Below are 16,233 nucleotides of genomic sequence, written 5' to 3'. Positions count from 1 at the left end.
TGTTCAAGAAAATTATTTTGATCACTAATCAACAAATTTTACTCTGAAAATAGCGATTGATCATGTAAACAAAACATTTAAAACATGTGACTTTTCCATTTGCAATAATACCTATACCTAATAGATTTCGAGTTGCAGCGCGGCGGCAAGTGAACGAATCCCCAGGAGCATAGATAACTATGTGACTGGGGTGAGTGAAAGTAGCCAACAAAGCAGCAGCTTGAAAGATGAAGGGTATAAAATAGCCTATGAATAAAGCTATTACATACATATCAATACGGCTTTTTTAATTCTATCTTTGATTAATATACGGAGATGAGGATAATCATATTTGATACCACTGCCAACTATCTCTTTGATTAACTAAAAATTCAAATAAAAAAATTTTTAGGGAATAAAATTAACAAACGACTTGGTAGCAATAGATACCACAAAATGATAACTAGCGAGATGTTACATGATTATAGATATGAATATTAATGAATTATTGACAGCCGAAGCCTCATTTATGCTGGGAACCCTGACGTTAGAATCTAACATTATCGGGGTTATGAAATACGAAGATGGCACCATTTTGATAACCCAAGATAGTCCGTTCTACCCGAAGAACTATAAGTGGCCAGACCAACTACATGATAATGGAATAATTTCAATAGGCGATAAAGAACTTACCGTGACAAAAGTTTACACTGCTGGCCTTATCAATGGTCATTTATATATAGATCAGGAAATAACGAAACAAGCAACGTCGCCAGCTAAAATTATTCCAGCACATCACTTACCTGATTTACAGGGAATTTCAGAAAGAGATCTCATAGGGAAAACGGTAACTCTATCTGTGAACGATGAAACAAGATATAAGGTAAGTGCCGCACACTCGATGGCTCACTTTATGTCTCTTGCTTTAAATAAAGCAACTAATCATATATGGTCAAAAATATACGATACCGATGATTTAGGAAATTATAATTTAGATAAAGCTGCCATTTACCAATCTTCGGTCACAGAACTTAAATCAGTGGATATTTACCGCTTTGGTAAATCGATCAAAAAGAAAGGATTTGATAAAAATATATTAATTGAAAATCTAGATAAAATTAATAAAGAAGTTAATAACACACTCAATAATTGGTTATCTCAGGGTGCGGAAATAACCATTGAATATCAATCAAAAGAGATTAATGATACCAGACTGTGGAAATCTACAATTGACTCGACGGCAGTTACTATCCCATGTGGAGGTACTCATATAAATAATATTAATGAAGTCAAAGGCGTAAATGTTGAAATAAAGATCGGTGAATCTGCTGATTTTATTCAAATAACCACTCATTGCAAAATATAGAGCCTCGATTTTATTTATTTCTATATTATTTTTATCTTATATACCCTATAGATTTCAGGATGCATCGCGACGGCAAGGGAGCGAATCCCCGGGAGCATAGATAACTATGTGACCGGGGTGGGTGAGTGCAGCCAACAAAGAGGCAACTTGAAAGATAACGGGTATATATATTTTGGGTAACCCAGCATGCTCACGTTTCATAAGATTTCAAATAGAGACGCCAAGTGTATATCTATTAATTACACAACTGTTATAATGGCTGTCTACCAATTTGCTACACAGGTGATTTATGAGAACACAACCTAAAGAAACCCCGATCAACATCCGGGCGAAAGCCTTCCAGCGGGAGCTGATTGACCATGCAGCAAACCTGCTCTCAAAGACCCGAACTGATTTCATCTTGGATGCTGCCTGCCGCGCAGCCGAAGATGCCATACTCGATCAGCGCCACTTTTTCGTTAACAACGAAAAATACCATGTGTTCATGCAGATGCTGGAGCAACCGCTTTCTGATAATGAAGGTTTTAAAAAACTGATGGGATATAAAGCTCCGTGGGAATAAGCACACCCGAAATATTAACAGCTGAACATAATATAAATGATTTTTATTGCCAGCATGAAATATTAAACGAATGGCTTTCACGCCGGGCTTTAAAAAATAATAAGCTCGGCGCGAACCGCACATTTGTTATTTGCAAGGAAGGCACAAAAGACGTTATCGGTTATTATTGTCTAAGCGCCGGTTCAATTAATCATATTGAATCTACACCATCGCTTAAACGCAATATGCCAGATCCTATCCCTGTAGTGCTTCTCGGCCGTCTGGCTGTCGATGTGGAATATCAGGGGAAGAAGCTCGGGGCATTGCTTCTCCAAGATGCTTGGAAGCGTGTCGCCAGCACGGCAGAACAGGTGGGCATTTCGGCTATAATCGTCCACGCACTTGATGAAAGCGCTCGAACGTTCTATACGCGTCTTGGCTTCGCCCAGTCACCGTTGGAGCCATACACGCTGATGCTTCCATTAGGCAAACAGAAGTGACTGCTCCCCACCGTAAAAATGGCGAGTTCTCTTGCTCTGTTTCTAACCGCTTAAGCTTACCAGATAATTAAATAACAGGTCATTAGAAGTTCAAATATCACCATTTAACCAAATCCACCGCTTCACGAGTCAAGCGGCCAATTTCCTGCCAATTTCGGTTATCCACCAGCGCTTGACTAACCATCCATGAGCCACCACATGCCACAATACGCGGTACAGCAAGATAATCGCGGATATTGTTTGGTCCGATCCCCCCAGTAGGCATAATTTGCAATTCAGTATAAGGTGCTAATATCGCTTTAATCATTGGCAAACCACCGGAAGGTTCCGCCGGAAAGAATTTCAGCAGTTTTAACCCCAATTCCATTGCGCCTTCAATCGCACTTGGATTATTCACACCCGGAATAATAGGAATATTCAATTGCTGACAGGCTTTGACTGTATTTGGATTAAAACCCGGAGAAACCATGAAATCGGCACCAGCCTGTTTCGCAGCAACCACCTGATCACGATTCAGAACAGTACCCGCGCCAATCAGCATATCCGGCTGAGCCTCTCTCAACAAATGAATAGCTTCCGCCGCTGCCGCAGAACGGAAAGTAATTTCCGCTACCGGCAAGCCATTGTCAGCCAATGCCTTACCTAACGGAATAATATCTTCCGCTCGGTCAACAGCAATCACAGGTATAATTTTTAACTGGCGTAACTGTTCAATCATCTGTTTCATCAATTTTCTCTCCGCTGTTAAAAAAACTGTCCGTCACTGTCTTAGTGGCACTAATTGGAATAATCGCCCCTTTATGCTGAATAACGCTACCAGCAAGACGATGCCCCATGATTGCCGCTTGTTGTATCGGGCAATCCGTCAGAAACCCGGCCAGAAACCCAGCATTAAAGGCGTCTCCCGCCGCCGTAGTATCGACCACGTTAACAACCGGCGCCGTTGGGATCAGCTCAATCGGAGTGTCCCGTTCCAAATGCTGATAATAACAGCCGACAGCCCCCGCTTTAATAATGGCTTCTTTAACTCCTGCCTGTTTAAGACGAATCATGGTTGCTGTAACCGATTTATCGCCCCACAGCTTACATTCATCGTCATCTGTCACCAGAGCCAGAGAAGTAAAGGCGAGTAATTTCTGATAACAAATTTGGGTTTCTTCCACACTTTTCCATAATGCCGAACGGTAATTACTGTCGAAAATGATGGTTTTTCCTTGCGCCGCCAGTTCAGCCAGCAAGTTTAGTAGCTTTTCACGATCATCGACAGGCAAGATAGCCAGGCTGATGCCACTGAGATAAACGGCATCCATCTGCTGCAATGCTTGCATAACCGAAGAGAAATCAGGATGGCGCACCATATAACGGGCAGCGGAATCATTACGCCAGTACAGAAAGGTCCGCTCTCCCAGTTCATCAAGTTGAATCAAATACAATCCCGGTTGATGAGCCGGATCACGCAAAACCAGATGCGTATCAATACCTTCGTCTTGCCAACGTGTGATCATTCCTTCACTGAGCGAATCCATACCTAACGCCGTCACAAAATGAACAGCAATCTTCTGTTGGCTTGCACGCGCTAAATAAACCGCACTGTTCAGGACATCACCACCAAAAGCCTGATGCATGGTAGCGAAAGGGGCACCATTAAGTTCAATCATACATTCACCAAGGAATGCAATCTGCTTCATGGGGTTTCTCCCGGCAAGGCAAAATAACGGCGGGCGTTATTAAAGCAAATATCCTCAATCACCTGCCCTAACATGGCTTTGTTATTAGGAATTTCGCCGTGCTCTGCCCATTGCCCCAACAAGTTACACAGAATACGACGAAAATATTCATGCCGCGTGTATGAAAGAAAGCTACGAGAATCGGTCAACATACCCACAAATTGACTCAGCAACCCAAGTTGGGAAAGTTGTTCAAGCTGACGCAACATGCCATCTTTCTGATCATTGAACCACCAGCCCGAACCAAACTGCACTTTACCGGCAATACCACCACCTTGAAAGTTACCGGCCATTGTTGCAATCACTTCGTTATCTCGTGGATTCAGACAGTAAAGAATCGTTTTAGGCAACTCATCCGTCACATCCATACTATCCAGCAAACGAGATAACGGCCAAGCGATATTGTTATCACCAATGGAATCAAAGCCGCTATCCGCGCCAAGTAAGCGGAACATACGGCTATTATTGTCGCGAATCGCGCCGATATGCATTTGCATCACCCAACCACGGGCGGCATATTGCCGGCCAAGCCATACCAGAATCGCCGTGGTGTACTGTGCAATTTCAAGCTCAGAGAGAGTGCCCCCTGCCAGCCGTTTTTGCAGGATGCTATCTAATACCGTTTCATCAGGAATGGGAGCATAGCGCAGATTTTCTATGCCGTGATCAGCCGCCCGGCAGCCATGAACAGCAAAATGCTCAAGCCGACGCTCCAACGCCTTCAACACATCAGTAAAAGCAGCAATCGATACATCAGCCACGGCTTCAAGCTGTTTGATGTAATCCGTGAAGCCCACCAACTCGATTTTAAATACGCGGTCAGGACGCCAACTGGGTAATACTTCGATATCGAAATTGTCATCTGCGGCGATCTGGCGGTGATATTGCAGAGAATCCACCGGATCATCGGTTGTTCCGACCATACGCACATTCATTTGCTGCATAATGCCACGCGCTGAAAACTCCGGGGTTGCCAGCTTTTCGTTGCATTGATACCAGATTTCATCAGCGGTTTGCGGCCCGAACAATTTCCCGGAAATACCAAATGGACGACGTAATTCTAGATGGGTCCAGTGATAAAGCGGATTCCCTAATATCAACGGTACTGTTTTTGCCCATGCCTGATATTTTTCATCATCACGCGTTTGCTTACCTGTGATCAACGATTCATCAATACCCACACAGCGCATAGCCCGCCATTTATAGTGATCCCCTTCTAGCCAAATCTGACCAAGGTTATCAAACCGGCGATTTTCAGCAATTTCACGCGGATTAAGATGACAGTGATAATCATAAATCGGCATATCTGCGGCATGTTCATGATATAGCTGACGGGCAGTTTCATTGTTCAGAAGAAAATCTTCACACATAAAATTTTTCATATCTCTTTCCCTGTCAGACAAATCAAAGTGTCGCCACAGCGTGGCAGGCACCACGCTCTAATAATAGCTGGTAGGCTTCGGTAACTGCCCGGACAAAATGCGCATCAGCTAACAATGGGTTGCCAAAAATCGCCAGCAATGCGGGAACCACATCAACAGATAATCCATATTGCTGGTAAATAGATGTAAATTGGTCAACCAGTGGATCGCGCACATCAATCAAGTTGCCCTGCTCATCTTTACCGCCGACATAACGCATCCACCCGGCGATACCCAAGGCCAAATGGCGGTAATCGCTACCGTTTGCCAGATGATAAGTGACAGCATCAAACATACGTTGTGGCAATTTCTGGCTGCCATCCATTGCTATCTGCCAGGTTTGATGCTTAAGGTTGGGATTACTAAAACGCTCAATCAACAGATGAGCATACTGGAAAAGATCAGTTCCTACCGGCATCGTCAAGGTTGGCGCTTGTTCTTTCAACATCAGATTCAAGGCAGATTGCCGGTAATCGGGGTTCGCCATAGCGTCAGCAATATGCGTATATCCCGCCAAATAGCCCAGATAGGCTAAAAATGAGTGGCTACCGTTTAACATGCGTAATTTCATGGTCTCAAAAGGCAGCACATCTTTAACGAATTGGGCACCTGCCATATCCCAGTTTGGGCGGCCATTGGCAAAATTATCCTCAATCACCCACTGACGAAAAGGTTCACAGGTGATTGCACAGGGATCGTATACACCTAACTGTTCGGCTATCTCTTCCAACGATTCTGGCGTGGTGGCAGGAACAATCCGGTCAACCATGGTGCATGGAAAAGTCACATTCCGTTCAATCCATTGCGCTAACGTTTCATCACGTAAACGGGCAAAACCCACCACCGCTTCACGAGCAACTTTGCCATTTTCCCTGATATTATCGCAGGACATCACCGTCAATGGCGGCAAGTCACGTTCATAACGCAGACGGAGCGCCTCGACAATATAACCAATGGCCGATGTCGGTTCGGTTGGGTTAGCTAAATCCCGTTGAATTAATGCATTATTCACATCCAGCTTGCCGCTGGCTGCATCGATACAATACCCCTTTTCGGTAATCGTCAGGGAAACAATCGCCACTTGCGGCTGCGCGATAGTTTCCAGAATACCTTGCTGACCGACAAACTCAGGGTGTAAAGCATCAATCATAGAGCCGATAATTTTTAGCTCGGTTTTATCCGCCCCTTTCTCCACGATAGTACACAAGCAATCCTGCTGTTCAAGTTGCTGAATCAACCGATGACCAGAGAACAAGCTGACTTCACAAATTCCCCAGTCACTGCCGGTTTTTTCCAACATCTGGTGAGTAAAAACGGCCTGATGTGCCCGGTGAAAAGCACCACATCCCAGATGAACAATACGGGTAACCAATTTTTGACGATCATAAGAAGGCAGAGAAATAGCGGGATTGATTTTGCTGTTGGCTATATTACGGATCATAGAACAATTCCTGTTTAATGACGCGGATTACCTGAATGATTAATAGTTCAGTAACATCTGAGGCAACCACAAGCTCAGTTGCGGTATAAAGGTCACCAACATCAACGCGATAACCAAAGCGCAATACATGGGTACCAAAGGTTTCAATACTTTATTAATACTGACTTCACCGATAGAACAACCAACAAACAACGCATAACAGATCATCAGAACACCGCTGATTGGCAGACATAAATAGACATATCCCATCTGTAGTCCTAGCGCAGGGGTGATTTGTCCGGTTTCAAGGGTTGAGATCACCAATACCGATCCGCCATACACCAGCACGATCAAAGCAAACAGCGCGATCGCGGCCTGGATAACCAAACCCACACTATTTTTGCCTATACCCTTAAGTTTCATCGTTAACAGGTCGATAGCTAAATGGCGATGTTGACCTGTGGTATATGCCGCGCCAATCATGGCAAGCCACATAAACAGATAACGGGCAAGTTCATCCGTTACTGTACTCGGCGTACCAAACACATAGCGGGAAACCACCTGCCATGTGACACAAAACACCAAAAAAACGAAAAGACTGACGGTAAAAAATGCCAAACCTTTATTGAGGCAATACACAAGGTTTTTCACGGGGCTTTATCCTTATTGGCCTCAACGTATGCTCTATTTGATTGACCAAATAGGCAAACTGTCTGACCAAAATCAGTAAAGGAAGCTTTACGTTGCTTGGATTATAAGATCCAGGTCAAAAAAACATCCAGTGAGCGGGATCACAAACTGATTGGTTCACCAGTTTACCCGATTATTTTGTGACATTGGTCAACCAAATCGCTTTTACTTTTTGACGAAATCCGAAGTGATGCTTATGGTTTAGCCGTCAGTTCAGTTGTGCCCGTAACCTGTTTACAACAATTGGAGAACGAACAATGAACAATTCCAAGCGTATTTTATCTACTGTAATTGGTGCGATGTTCGCCTTAAGCGCATCACAAGTTATGGCAGTCACAACATTAAAACTCAGCCATAACCATAACCGCGATCACGCAGTGCACAAGGCAATGACGCAATTTGCTGATGAAGTTCGCCAAAAAACGAATGGTGATGTTCGTATTCGGATCTATCCAGACGCACAATTGGGTAACCAACGGGAATCGATGGAACTGATGCAAAATGGTGCATTGGATTTAGTCAAATCCAATGCCGCGGAACTGGAGGCTTTTTCGCCCGCTTATTCTGCTTTTAACTTACCTTATCTGTTCCGCGATAAGGCCCATTACGAAAAAATTAAAAACGGCGAGATTGGCAAAGAGATTCTGACATCCAGCAAAAACCGTGGCTTTATTGGCATAACCTATTATGAAGCAGGCGCTCGCAGTTTCTACGCCAAAAAACCTATCCGTACTCCAACGGATTTAAAAGGTATGAAAATTCGGGTTCAGCCTAGCCCAACAGCTATTTCGATGGTGAAAAATTTAGGCGGTAACCCAACACCACTAGCTTACGGCGAACTGTATACTGCTCTACAACAGGGTGTGGTAGATGCCGCCGAAAACAATATTCCCTCTTTTAGCCTGAGCCGTCACAGTGAGGTTGCCAGATACTTCTCACTGGATAAGCATACGATGGTGCCAGACGTCCTTGTTATTTCTAATAAATCGCTAAATAAGCTGTCATCGGAACAACAAAAAATTCTCATCAATGCTGCCATTAACTCCTCTCAATATATGACGAAATTATGGGAAAAATCAGAGGAGAAAGAGCGCCAGAATGCAGAAAAAATTGGCGTTAAGTTCGTCGATGTGGATAAAAAATCGTTTGAAGAAGCGGTCAAACCGATGTACGACGACATTAAGAAAAGCGATCCAATACTTTACCGTATGGTAGAACGCATCCGCGCAGTCAGATAATCATCGGTGAAGGCCAAATGGCCTTCACCTTTAACCGGCATTTTTGGTTGACCAATTTCCATTTTTGACTATTATCTACACAATACCATCGATAATCATGACAACAATAGTGACACAATGAAGCATTTATTTGAGCCAAAACGTCCTTACCAAGAAGTTGGCATCTCGTTAAGAGAGATGATTGCCAACCAAAAATATCGTATTGGGGATCGCTTACCTCCAGAGCGAGAACTTGCTGAATTATTAAGAGTTTCCAGAACCGTTGTGCGTGAAGCATTAATTATGCTCGAACTAGAAAACCTGATTGAAGTCCGCAAAGGTTCCGGAATCTATATTATTAACCGCCCTCACCTGCCGACTTGCTCTTCATGTTTAGTTAACGCAGCGGGACCTTTTGAGCTATTACAAGCTCGCCAATTACTGGAAAGTAATATTGCCGAATTTGCCGCCATGCAAGTGACGCCAAATAACATTGCTAATATGCGTCGAGCATTACAAAAAGAATCCGAAGATTTGGCCTCCGGTGAAGATGAATCCGGTGACAGAGAATTCCATCTGGCGATTGCGGAAGCCACCCATAACAGCATGTTGGTTGAACTGCTTAAACAATCTTGGGCATGGCGGGAAAATAATCCCATGTGGCAGAAGCTACACTCCCGAATTAGTGATAAAGATTATCGTAAAGAGTGGCTGCATGATCATCAGATCATTTTATCCGCTATGATCAAGAAAGATCCGGCGGCAGCCAAACAAGCAATGTGGCAACATTTGGAAAATGTGAAATTACGTTTACTGGAATTGTCTGATGTTGACGATCCTTATTTCGACGGTTATCTCTTTAATTCATATCCCTATGAAATAGCAAAGAAGCGTAATTAATTTACGAAATAATTAATAAATGAGTTTTTATATCCTGTTGTTCTGGTGAATATTGTTCTGGTGACTGTTTTTCATTCTGGCGTTTGCATAAAGGTAAATAACAATGGAACAAACCTGGCGTTGGTTCGGCCCAAATGATCCTGTTTCTTTAGATGATATTCGTCAGGCTGGTGCAACCGGCATTGTTACCGCATTGCACCATATTCCTAACGGACATATTTGGAGCAAAAACGAAATCTTGGCCCGTAAAACCCTCATCGAAAATAAGGGGCTTATCTGGTCAGTTGTTGAAAGTGTGCCTATTCATGAAGAGATTAAAACCCAGACCGGTCACTATCAGCAATGGATTAATCACTACAAAACTTCGCTGAAAAATTTGGCGGAATGTGGCATCGATACCGTCTGCTATAATTTTATGCCCGTGCTGGACTGGACACGTACCGATCTTGAATATCTTCTCCCTGATGGTTCTAAAGCCCTGCGTTTTGATCAAATTTCCTTTGCCGCATTTGAAATCTATATCCTCAAACGGCCTGATGCAGAAGCTAATTACACCGTTGAAGAGCAAACTCAAGCAAAAGTCTATTATGACAATATGTCTGCTGCTGATATTGACAAACTCACTGCAAATATTATTGCCGGTCTGCCGGGGGCCGAAGAAGGTTATACACTAGCAGAATTTCAGGCGCAATTGGATCGCTACAAAGATATTACCCACGATAAACTACGTGAGCATCTGACTTATTTCCTGCACCAGATTGTTCCTGTATGTGAAAAATATGGTTTACGTCTGGCAATTCACCCGGATGATCCGCCGCGTCCTATTCTGGGCTTACCACGTATTATTTCCACTATTGAAGATATTGAATGGCTCACCACCATTGAACCCAGCCCGGTTAACGGCATTACCATGTGTACCGGCTCCTATGGTGTTCGTGGTGATAATGATTTGGTCGAAATGATTAAACGCTATGGCAACCGAATCTATTTTACTCACCTGCGTTCCACCCAACGGGAAGAAAACAGCAAAACTTTCCATGAAGCCGCTCATCTGGCAGGTGATGTGGATATGTATAACGTAGTGATGGAAATCCTGCGTGAAGAATATCGCCGTAAGGCGGCTGGAGATAACCGTTTGATACCTATGCGCCCTGATCACGGCCATCAAATAATTGATGACCTAAAAAAACAGACTAATCCCGGCTATTCCTGTATTGGCCGATTAAAAGGTTTGGCAGAAATTCGTGGTCTGGAATTAGGTTTAAGACGAGCGTTTTTTGAAAGTAAATAATGGGTTTAAGTAATTAACTGTATTTATTAGTAACCCTATAAAGGGTTACTTTATTTAGATGAAGTTACATTAAAGTAATTGACTACAACTTTATACCCGTCATCTTTCAAGTTGCCTCTTTGTTGGCTATACTCACTCACCCCGGTCACATAGTTATCTATGCTCCCGGGGATTCGCTCCCTTGCCGTCGCGATGCATCTTGAAATCCATAGGGTATATATACAGGTTCATTTTAAGCTAAAATTTTAATTTATTATTTTAGTTAATTTATTAATATATAAATTTGGAGTAAAAAAATTCCTATCGGGCCACATATTTTCCAATAAATAATAATAGGTTATGCCAATTTATTTTTAGCTTCATCTGTCGTATAACCCTCAGGATTAGGAACAATATTATCTCTACGGAACATATACGGGTTACGAGGAGTCCTCAGTCCAATTTTTTTCCAATCTGGCCATTGCTCAACTATTTTTTTCATTTCGGCTATATAAGCTAAAAACTCTTCTTTCTCAGTCATTTTTTTAACTCCTCTATTAAGTTATCCACGTTAATTAATGATTGCGCCTCTCTTTCCATATAGGATAATGGTAGCATCTGCATTCTGAGTTTTCCATTTTTTCTATGCCATTTAACAGCCTTACCATCTTGGTCTTTCCTCTTAATTTTATAACCTACCCCTAAATTTGTAGAGAACAAATTGAAGAAACATCGAGGTCCAACACCCACAAATGGTTCAAAAATCACTTTACTATTAGAAATCTCTTCTTCAGGTATTGAAATAGAATCAGGGTGAAAATCAAAAGCTTTACTTTTAGGATAAGGCTCAATATAGACAACTCGTTTTATACCACTAGCAACGATATGTTTTGCGCAATTATGACAAGGGAATGTAGTACAATATAATATCCCATTATGAGTGCTAATATTACTTCTTGCACATGCTAAGATTGCCTCCATTTCAGCATGAACAACTCTGCCATATTCGGTAATATCCTTTATCTTGCTTTTTAGGAGATACTCCTTAAATACTTCCTTTTGTTCATCTAAAATATCTTTAAGTATATCTTCAATAATTAATCTTTTCTGTTTCGCGTTTGAATCTTCGCCTATTTTATAATCTCTACCATTTTCAGCATCTTCGATTACATCTCCCACATAATCAGGCCAATATAATCCTCCGCCGAACCGTGGCACATCATTAGCCCCAGTTGAGATTATATTCTTATCTTTTGTTAATACAGCACCAACTTGACGGGAAAGATCTCCAGATCGTAACGAAGCAGAAAAAGCCATAAACATCGCGTATTCATCAAAGGTTGGAGTAACATATGGATTACCAAAAATAAGATCTAATATTCTCCATATATTATTGTCGGTCCTATTTTTATTTCCATCATAACTTACAAAAAAATCAGATAACTCATAAGTATCTCGGGTATGCTGCCCCCACTTATTCCCCTCGTTAGAATCACGATTAATTAACTCTTTAGCTTTTACTTCATCAATACATTTATCGACGGTAAGATTTTTTATCCTCTGAGACTCACTCGTATATACACCTATCAGAAAAAATCCATTTGCATAAATATCCCTTAACGCATTGACCTCATCCGGGTGTTTAAGAGAATTTATAATATATGCTTTCCTGACCGATGGTATTGGTAAAGCATTTTTCTTTCCTCTTCCTTTATTTATCTTTGCTGCCGCAGCTAATGCCAATATAGAATTATCCTGACTAATCTCCCGTTAGGAATATTAACTAACATCACATAATTTACCCTTTTCCATAAATTTACCTCCCTTCTATTATAATAAAAACTAAATTGTATCTCTAATTAGAGGCAAGGTGTATCCTTAACCTATCAAGGACGATGAGAATATAATCCAAAAACAATCTATGAAGCAATTAAAATATTACAATCAGATCGGACAGGCAGAACAGCGTCATAATAGTTCCGCCTGAAAATAAATAGATTAAATAGAAAATATCTTTATGATCTCAATCTAATCTCCTCATCCTTCCAGAAAAACACAGCTCTTAACTCATATTTACAACCCTATCAATTAAACCGGGATAAATTCTATCTTCCAACAACGTGAATCATTTAGATAGAGGCGAGGTTTATCCGTATCAGAATCCCATTCGAAATCAACAATAAGTTGAGTACTGGGATGGAAATAACTATTTTCGTAAACCCACCGTAAGACTTCTTTTTCCCCAGGCAAGATAACCGCCTCAATATAAATCTCATCACCGGATACTTCAATATTTACCATCGACTCTGTTTCATGATTATAATAGCGGCCTGATAATCGCTGAATATCAATATCACTTTTATCAGTCATTTTTTTCAAATAATAAACATTGCCATTTTCATCAATCTGTTCCAGTGCGATAACACTGCCATTTTCAATGACAGGTCTGAATCGAATTTCTCCCCCCTTCTCTTGGAATGTTCCATCAGCGTTAAAGATAATCGGATTACCTTTCTCGAATAAATTACCTAATAAATAGCAATCTTCCTTGGTAATAATATAGGGATAGGGATCTGACCCTTTGAACATACCGGTGATATCAATATTACTGGTTCGGCAATGCTCTGGTTCAGTCATATCAGTATTAAATAATACATTAAGACATTGATTAGTAAATTCAACGGTATTAATACCTGTTGCAACAGTAATCGCGATACCTAATTTAACATCAGGTAAAACACAAACCTCAGCTTTAAAACCACCATAAGAGCCATCGTGCCGTATTATCTTTTGCCCTTCACGTTGGCTAAGCATCAAACCGTAAGCATAATTGTTACGATTGCCATTGGTTAAATTTGGTGTACGGGATAATTGCGGCAACATATCCCGAACAATCGATGGTGAATAAAATGCTTTCATCCAGCGACATAAATCACTGACTGTAGAGCGTAACCCCGCACTCCCTATAGTTGAATCGTTGTGCTCCGATCTTATCCATTGATTTGCATCTTCGTTATAAACATAACCTATCGCCCGGTCAGAAATAACCTCAGTCACATCATCATAGAAAGAGGTATTATTCATCTTTAATGGAATAAAAATATTTTCTTTCGCATATTCTCTTAACGATTTACCTGAAACCACTTTGATAATTTCCGCCAACAAATTATAGCCCGTATTGGTATAGCTAAAATATTCCCCAGGCGTAAAATTAAGCTTTTGTTGCCGTTGAATCAGTTTCCTCAATAAACCCATACTGCGGTGGTCAAAATCTGAGTTTTTACCTGCCAAGCCATAAGGAACATATTTATCCCGTAACCCACTGGTATGATGAATAAGATGCTCAATGGTAATACCAGAGAAATGTGCCGGGAAATAATCCACATATTTTTCAACTTTATCCTTGACGTTAAGCTTTCCTTCTTTTTCCAGCAAAGCAATACAGAAAGCGGTGAATTGTTTTGAGACACTCGCCATATAAAATTTCGTATTTGGGGTTACAGCAGCAGAATGTTCAATGCTGGCTTGCCCGATATAACGCTTATAAATGGTTTCATTTCCGTGGGTAACAGCAACCGCGAGAGCGCCACCCTTTTTTTTATTTTCAATATTAACCAATTCATCTATTTTCTTGAGAAGCAACTTAATTTTATTTGTGGATATAGTAGATTCCATCATTAATTTCCTTATTTAAGGTTATATAAAAAGAACATATATACAATCTGATAATACGATGCAATAAGACAGAACATGAATATGACCATTCTGCCCAAAATAATTATAATTTAATATAATCCATCCTGACAGAGAAACACTGTTCCCAATTCGTGTTTACAACCCTATCAATTAAATTAAACTAGGGCGAACTCTATCTTCCAACAATATCCATCATTGACATAAATACGAGGTTCATTTGTATCAGAATTAAACTCAAAATCAATAATCAACTCTGTAGCCGGAAGAAAATAACTGTTCCCATAAATCCACCGTAAGGTTTCTTTTTTCCCAGGCAAGATAACTGCATCAATATAAATATCATCACCGAATACTTCAATATTGATAATAGATTCTGTTTCGTGATTATAATATCGTCCTGACAATCGCTGAATATCGATATCACCTTTATCAATCATCTTTTTCAAATAAAAAACATTGCCATTTTCATTAATCTGTTCCAGTGCAATAACATTGTCATTTTCAATGATAGGTTTGAACCGAATTTGCCCCCCTTCTTCTTGGAATGTTCCATCAGGGTTAAAAATAATCGGATTACCTTTTTCGAACAAATTACCTAATAAATAACACTCTTCTTTAGTAATAATATAAGGAAAAGGCTCTATTCCTTTGAAAATACCGGTAATATCAATATCACTGGTCCGGCGAGGCTGTTTGCCTGGTTCAGTAATACCGGTATTAAACAATGTATCAAGACATTGCCTGATAAATTTATAAACATCAGCATTTGTTGCGGAGGTAATAGCGATACCTAATTTGGCATCGGGCAAAATACACGTTTCTGATTTGAAACCACCATAAGAACCACCGTGTCGTATTATCTTTTGCCCTCCACGTTGGCTAATAATCAAGCCGTAGGCATAATTGTTACGATCGCCATTGGTTAAATCTGGTGTATGAGATAATTGAGGCAACAGCTCCTGAACAATCGATGGTGAATAAAATGCCCTGATCCAGCGACACAAATCATTCACCGTAGAATAAACCCCTGTGCCACCAACCACCGTATCGTTGAGGTCATATCTTCTCCATTGGTGCAACGCCTCGTTATAAACATAGCCCATCGCCCGATCAGAAATAATCTCGGTTATGTCATCATAGAAAAAGGTATCTTTCATCTTTAATGGGACGAAAACATTTTCTTCCGCATATTCTCTCAACGATTTACCCAGGGCGGGATTCCACTTTGTATTTAATTTAATCAAAGAGAAGCTGGCTACGAAATTCTCCTGACCAAGTCGCTCTTCGACGTTTCGCTGCTTGACTATCTTTTATACTCGTATTTTGTTTAATCACATTTAATGCTATTCGATTAAAAAGAGCCATTTGTGCTGCACCATCAGGATCTTTAAGCGAGATAGCATCTTCCCGAAAGATGACGTCTAAAACCCAGTGTAGCTCATTTTCCACTGACCAATGCTTTCTTATTGCCGTGGCAGCCCGCTCCACATCTAAAGGCAACGAACT

The 16,233-nt window shown here is 41.0% G+C and carries 15 protein-coding genes and 1 pseudogene; 6 read left to right on the top strand and 10 right to left on the bottom strand.

What is annotated here, in order from left to right:
- Positions 1–469 precede the first annotated feature (469 nt).
- From D3222_RS04895 to D3222_RS04885, 3 genes are all read left to right on the top strand, one after another.
- Positions 470–1,345 (top strand): hypothetical protein, encoded by an 876-nt coding sequence (locus D3222_RS04895; RefSeq protein WP_232832400.1) that lies wholly within the window; start codon positions 470–472, stop codon positions 1,343–1,345.
- A gap of 289 nt (positions 1,346–1,634) precedes the next feature.
- Entirely contained in the window at positions 1,635–1,907 is a 273-nt protein-coding gene (locus tag D3222_RS04890) for a type II toxin-antitoxin system TacA family antitoxin (protein ID WP_118985149.1), read from the top strand.
- Complete coding sequence (locus D3222_RS04885) at positions 1,898–2,386, top strand: GNAT family N-acetyltransferase (protein ID WP_118985148.1); 489 nt, start codon at positions 1,898–1,900, stop codon at positions 2,384–2,386. The genes D3222_RS04890 and D3222_RS04885 overlap by 10 nt, the downstream gene beginning before the upstream one ends.
- A gap of 97 nt (positions 2,387–2,483) precedes the next feature.
- On the opposite strand, the gene D3222_RS04880 is transcribed toward D3222_RS04885, so the two are convergent.
- The 5 genes from D3222_RS04880 to D3222_RS04860 are packed head-to-tail and all read right to left on the bottom strand — an operon-like array spanning position 2,484 to position 7,605.
- A complete protein-coding gene (locus tag D3222_RS04880) occupies positions 2,484–3,113 on the bottom strand; it encodes a bifunctional 4-hydroxy-2-oxoglutarate aldolase/2-dehydro-3-deoxy-phosphogluconate aldolase (protein ID WP_118985147.1) in 630 nt (209 codons plus the stop codon).
- Positions 3,097–4,074: a sugar kinase gene (locus D3222_RS04875; protein WP_118985146.1), complete on the bottom strand. Its 978-nt coding sequence runs from the start codon at positions 4,072–4,074 to the stop codon at positions 3,097–3,099. Before D3222_RS04875 ends, D3222_RS04880 begins: the two co-directional genes overlap by 17 nt.
- Positions 4,071–5,495: a glucuronate isomerase gene (uxaC, locus tag D3222_RS04870; RefSeq protein WP_118985145.1), complete on the bottom strand. Its 1,425-nt coding sequence runs from the start codon at positions 5,493–5,495 to the stop codon at positions 4,071–4,073. Before uxaC ends, D3222_RS04875 begins: the two co-directional genes overlap by 4 nt.
- 22 nt (positions 5,496–5,517) lie before the next feature.
- Positions 5,518–6,975, bottom strand: a complete 1,458-nt coding sequence (locus D3222_RS04865; RefSeq protein ID WP_118985144.1) for a fructuronate reductase — start codon at positions 6,973–6,975, stop codon at positions 5,518–5,520.
- A gap of 39 nt (positions 6,976–7,014) precedes the next feature.
- The gene (locus tag D3222_RS04860) at positions 7,015–7,605 is read right to left on the bottom strand and encodes a TRAP transporter small permease (protein WP_232832399.1); all 591 of its coding nucleotides are present in this window, start codon (positions 7,603–7,605) and stop codon (positions 7,015–7,017) included.
- Between the two features lie 296 nt (positions 7,606–7,901).
- Here D3222_RS04860 and D3222_RS04855 point away from each other — a divergent pair, with 296 nt between their 5' ends.
- The 3 genes from D3222_RS04855 (at position 7,902) to uxuA (ending at position 11,052) form a co-directional block, all read left to right on the top strand.
- Positions 7,902–8,882, top strand: coding sequence for a TRAP transporter substrate-binding protein (locus tag D3222_RS04855; protein ID WP_118985143.1), 981 nt, complete (start codon positions 7,902–7,904; stop codon positions 8,880–8,882).
- A gap of 117 nt (positions 8,883–8,999) precedes the next feature.
- The gene (locus D3222_RS04850; RefSeq protein ID WP_118985142.1) at positions 9,000–9,761 is read left to right on the top strand and encodes an FCD domain-containing protein; all 762 of its coding nucleotides are present in this window, start codon (positions 9,000–9,002) and stop codon (positions 9,759–9,761) included.
- A 103-nt stretch (positions 9,762–9,864) separates the two neighbouring features.
- Entirely contained in the window at positions 9,865–11,052 is a 1,188-nt protein-coding gene (uxuA, locus tag D3222_RS04845; RefSeq protein WP_118985141.1) for a mannonate dehydratase, read from the top strand.
- A 337-nt stretch (positions 11,053–11,389) separates the two neighbouring features.
- Here uxuA and D3222_RS04840 read toward each other — a convergent pair whose 3' ends face one another.
- The 5 genes and pseudogenes from D3222_RS04840 to D3222_RS04820 form a co-directional block, all read right to left on the bottom strand.
- Complete coding sequence (locus tag D3222_RS04840; RefSeq protein WP_118985140.1) at positions 11,390–11,572, bottom strand: hypothetical protein; 183 nt, start codon at positions 11,570–11,572, stop codon at positions 11,390–11,392.
- The gene (locus tag D3222_RS04835; RefSeq protein WP_255417009.1) at positions 11,569–12,795 is read right to left on the bottom strand and encodes an anti-phage dCTP deaminase; all 1,227 of its coding nucleotides are present in this window, start codon (positions 12,793–12,795) and stop codon (positions 11,569–11,571) included. The genes D3222_RS04840 and D3222_RS04835 overlap by 4 nt, the downstream gene beginning before the upstream one ends.
- A gap of 324 nt (positions 12,796–13,119) precedes the next feature.
- Entirely contained in the window at positions 13,120–14,709 is a 1,590-nt protein-coding gene (locus D3222_RS04830) for a serine hydrolase domain-containing protein (protein ID WP_118985139.1), read from the bottom strand.
- Between the two features lie 173 nt (positions 14,710–14,882).
- A pseudogene (locus D3222_RS04825) lies at positions 14,883–15,935 on the bottom strand (serine hydrolase domain-containing protein); the annotation flags it as partial.
- A 28-nt stretch (positions 15,936–15,963) separates the two neighbouring features.
- Positions 15,964–16,233 (bottom strand): ISAs1 family transposase (locus D3222_RS04820; RefSeq protein WP_118985137.1); only part of this gene is annotated, 270 nt, incomplete at its 5' end.

The sequence above is a fragment of the Photorhabdus sp. CRCIA-P01 genome (assembly GCF_003545805.1).
In the GTDB taxonomy this organism is placed as follows: domain Bacteria; phylum Pseudomonadota; class Gammaproteobacteria; order Enterobacterales; family Enterobacteriaceae; genus Photorhabdus; species Photorhabdus antumapuensis.
Note: the sequence above shows the minus strand (reverse complement) of the source record. Positions and strands in the feature narration are given on the sequence as shown.

What these genes read in the sequence shown, in the direction of transcription:
- D3222_RS04895 (WP_232832400.1), top strand. Translation starts at nt 470, where the DNA reads ATGAATATTAATGAATTATTGACAGCCGAAGCCTCATTTATGCTGGGA.
- D3222_RS04890 (WP_118985149.1), top strand. Translation starts at nt 1,635, where the DNA reads ATGAGAACACAACCTAAAGAAACCCCGATCAACATCCGGGCGAAAGCC.
- D3222_RS04880 (WP_118985147.1), bottom strand. Translation starts at nt 3,113, where the DNA reads ATGAAACAGATGATTGAACAGTTACGCCAGTTAAAAATTATACCTGTG.
- D3222_RS04875 (WP_118985146.1), bottom strand. Translation starts at nt 4,074, where the DNA reads ATGAAGCAGATTGCATTCCTTGGTGAATGTATGATTGAACTTAATGGT.
- uxaC (WP_118985145.1), bottom strand. Translation starts at nt 5,495, where the DNA reads ATGAAAAATTTTATGTGTGAAGATTTTCTTCTGAACAATGAAACTGCC.
- D3222_RS04865 (WP_118985144.1), bottom strand. Translation starts at nt 6,975, where the DNA reads ATGATCCGTAATATAGCCAACAGCAAAATCAATCCCGCTATTTCTCTG.
- D3222_RS04855 (WP_118985143.1), top strand. Translation starts at nt 7,902, where the DNA reads ATGAACAATTCCAAGCGTATTTTATCTACTGTAATTGGTGCGATGTTC.
- D3222_RS04850 (WP_118985142.1), top strand. Translation starts at nt 9,000, where the DNA reads ATGAAGCATTTATTTGAGCCAAAACGTCCTTACCAAGAAGTTGGCATC.
- uxuA (WP_118985141.1), top strand. Translation starts at nt 9,865, where the DNA reads ATGGAACAAACCTGGCGTTGGTTCGGCCCAAATGATCCTGTTTCTTTA.
- D3222_RS04840 (WP_118985140.1), bottom strand. Translation starts at nt 11,572, where the DNA reads ATGACTGAGAAAGAAGAGTTTTTAGCTTATATAGCCGAAATGAAAAAA.
- D3222_RS04830 (WP_118985139.1), bottom strand. Translation starts at nt 14,709, where the DNA reads ATGATGGAATCTACTATATCCACAAATAAAATTAAGTTGCTTCTCAAG.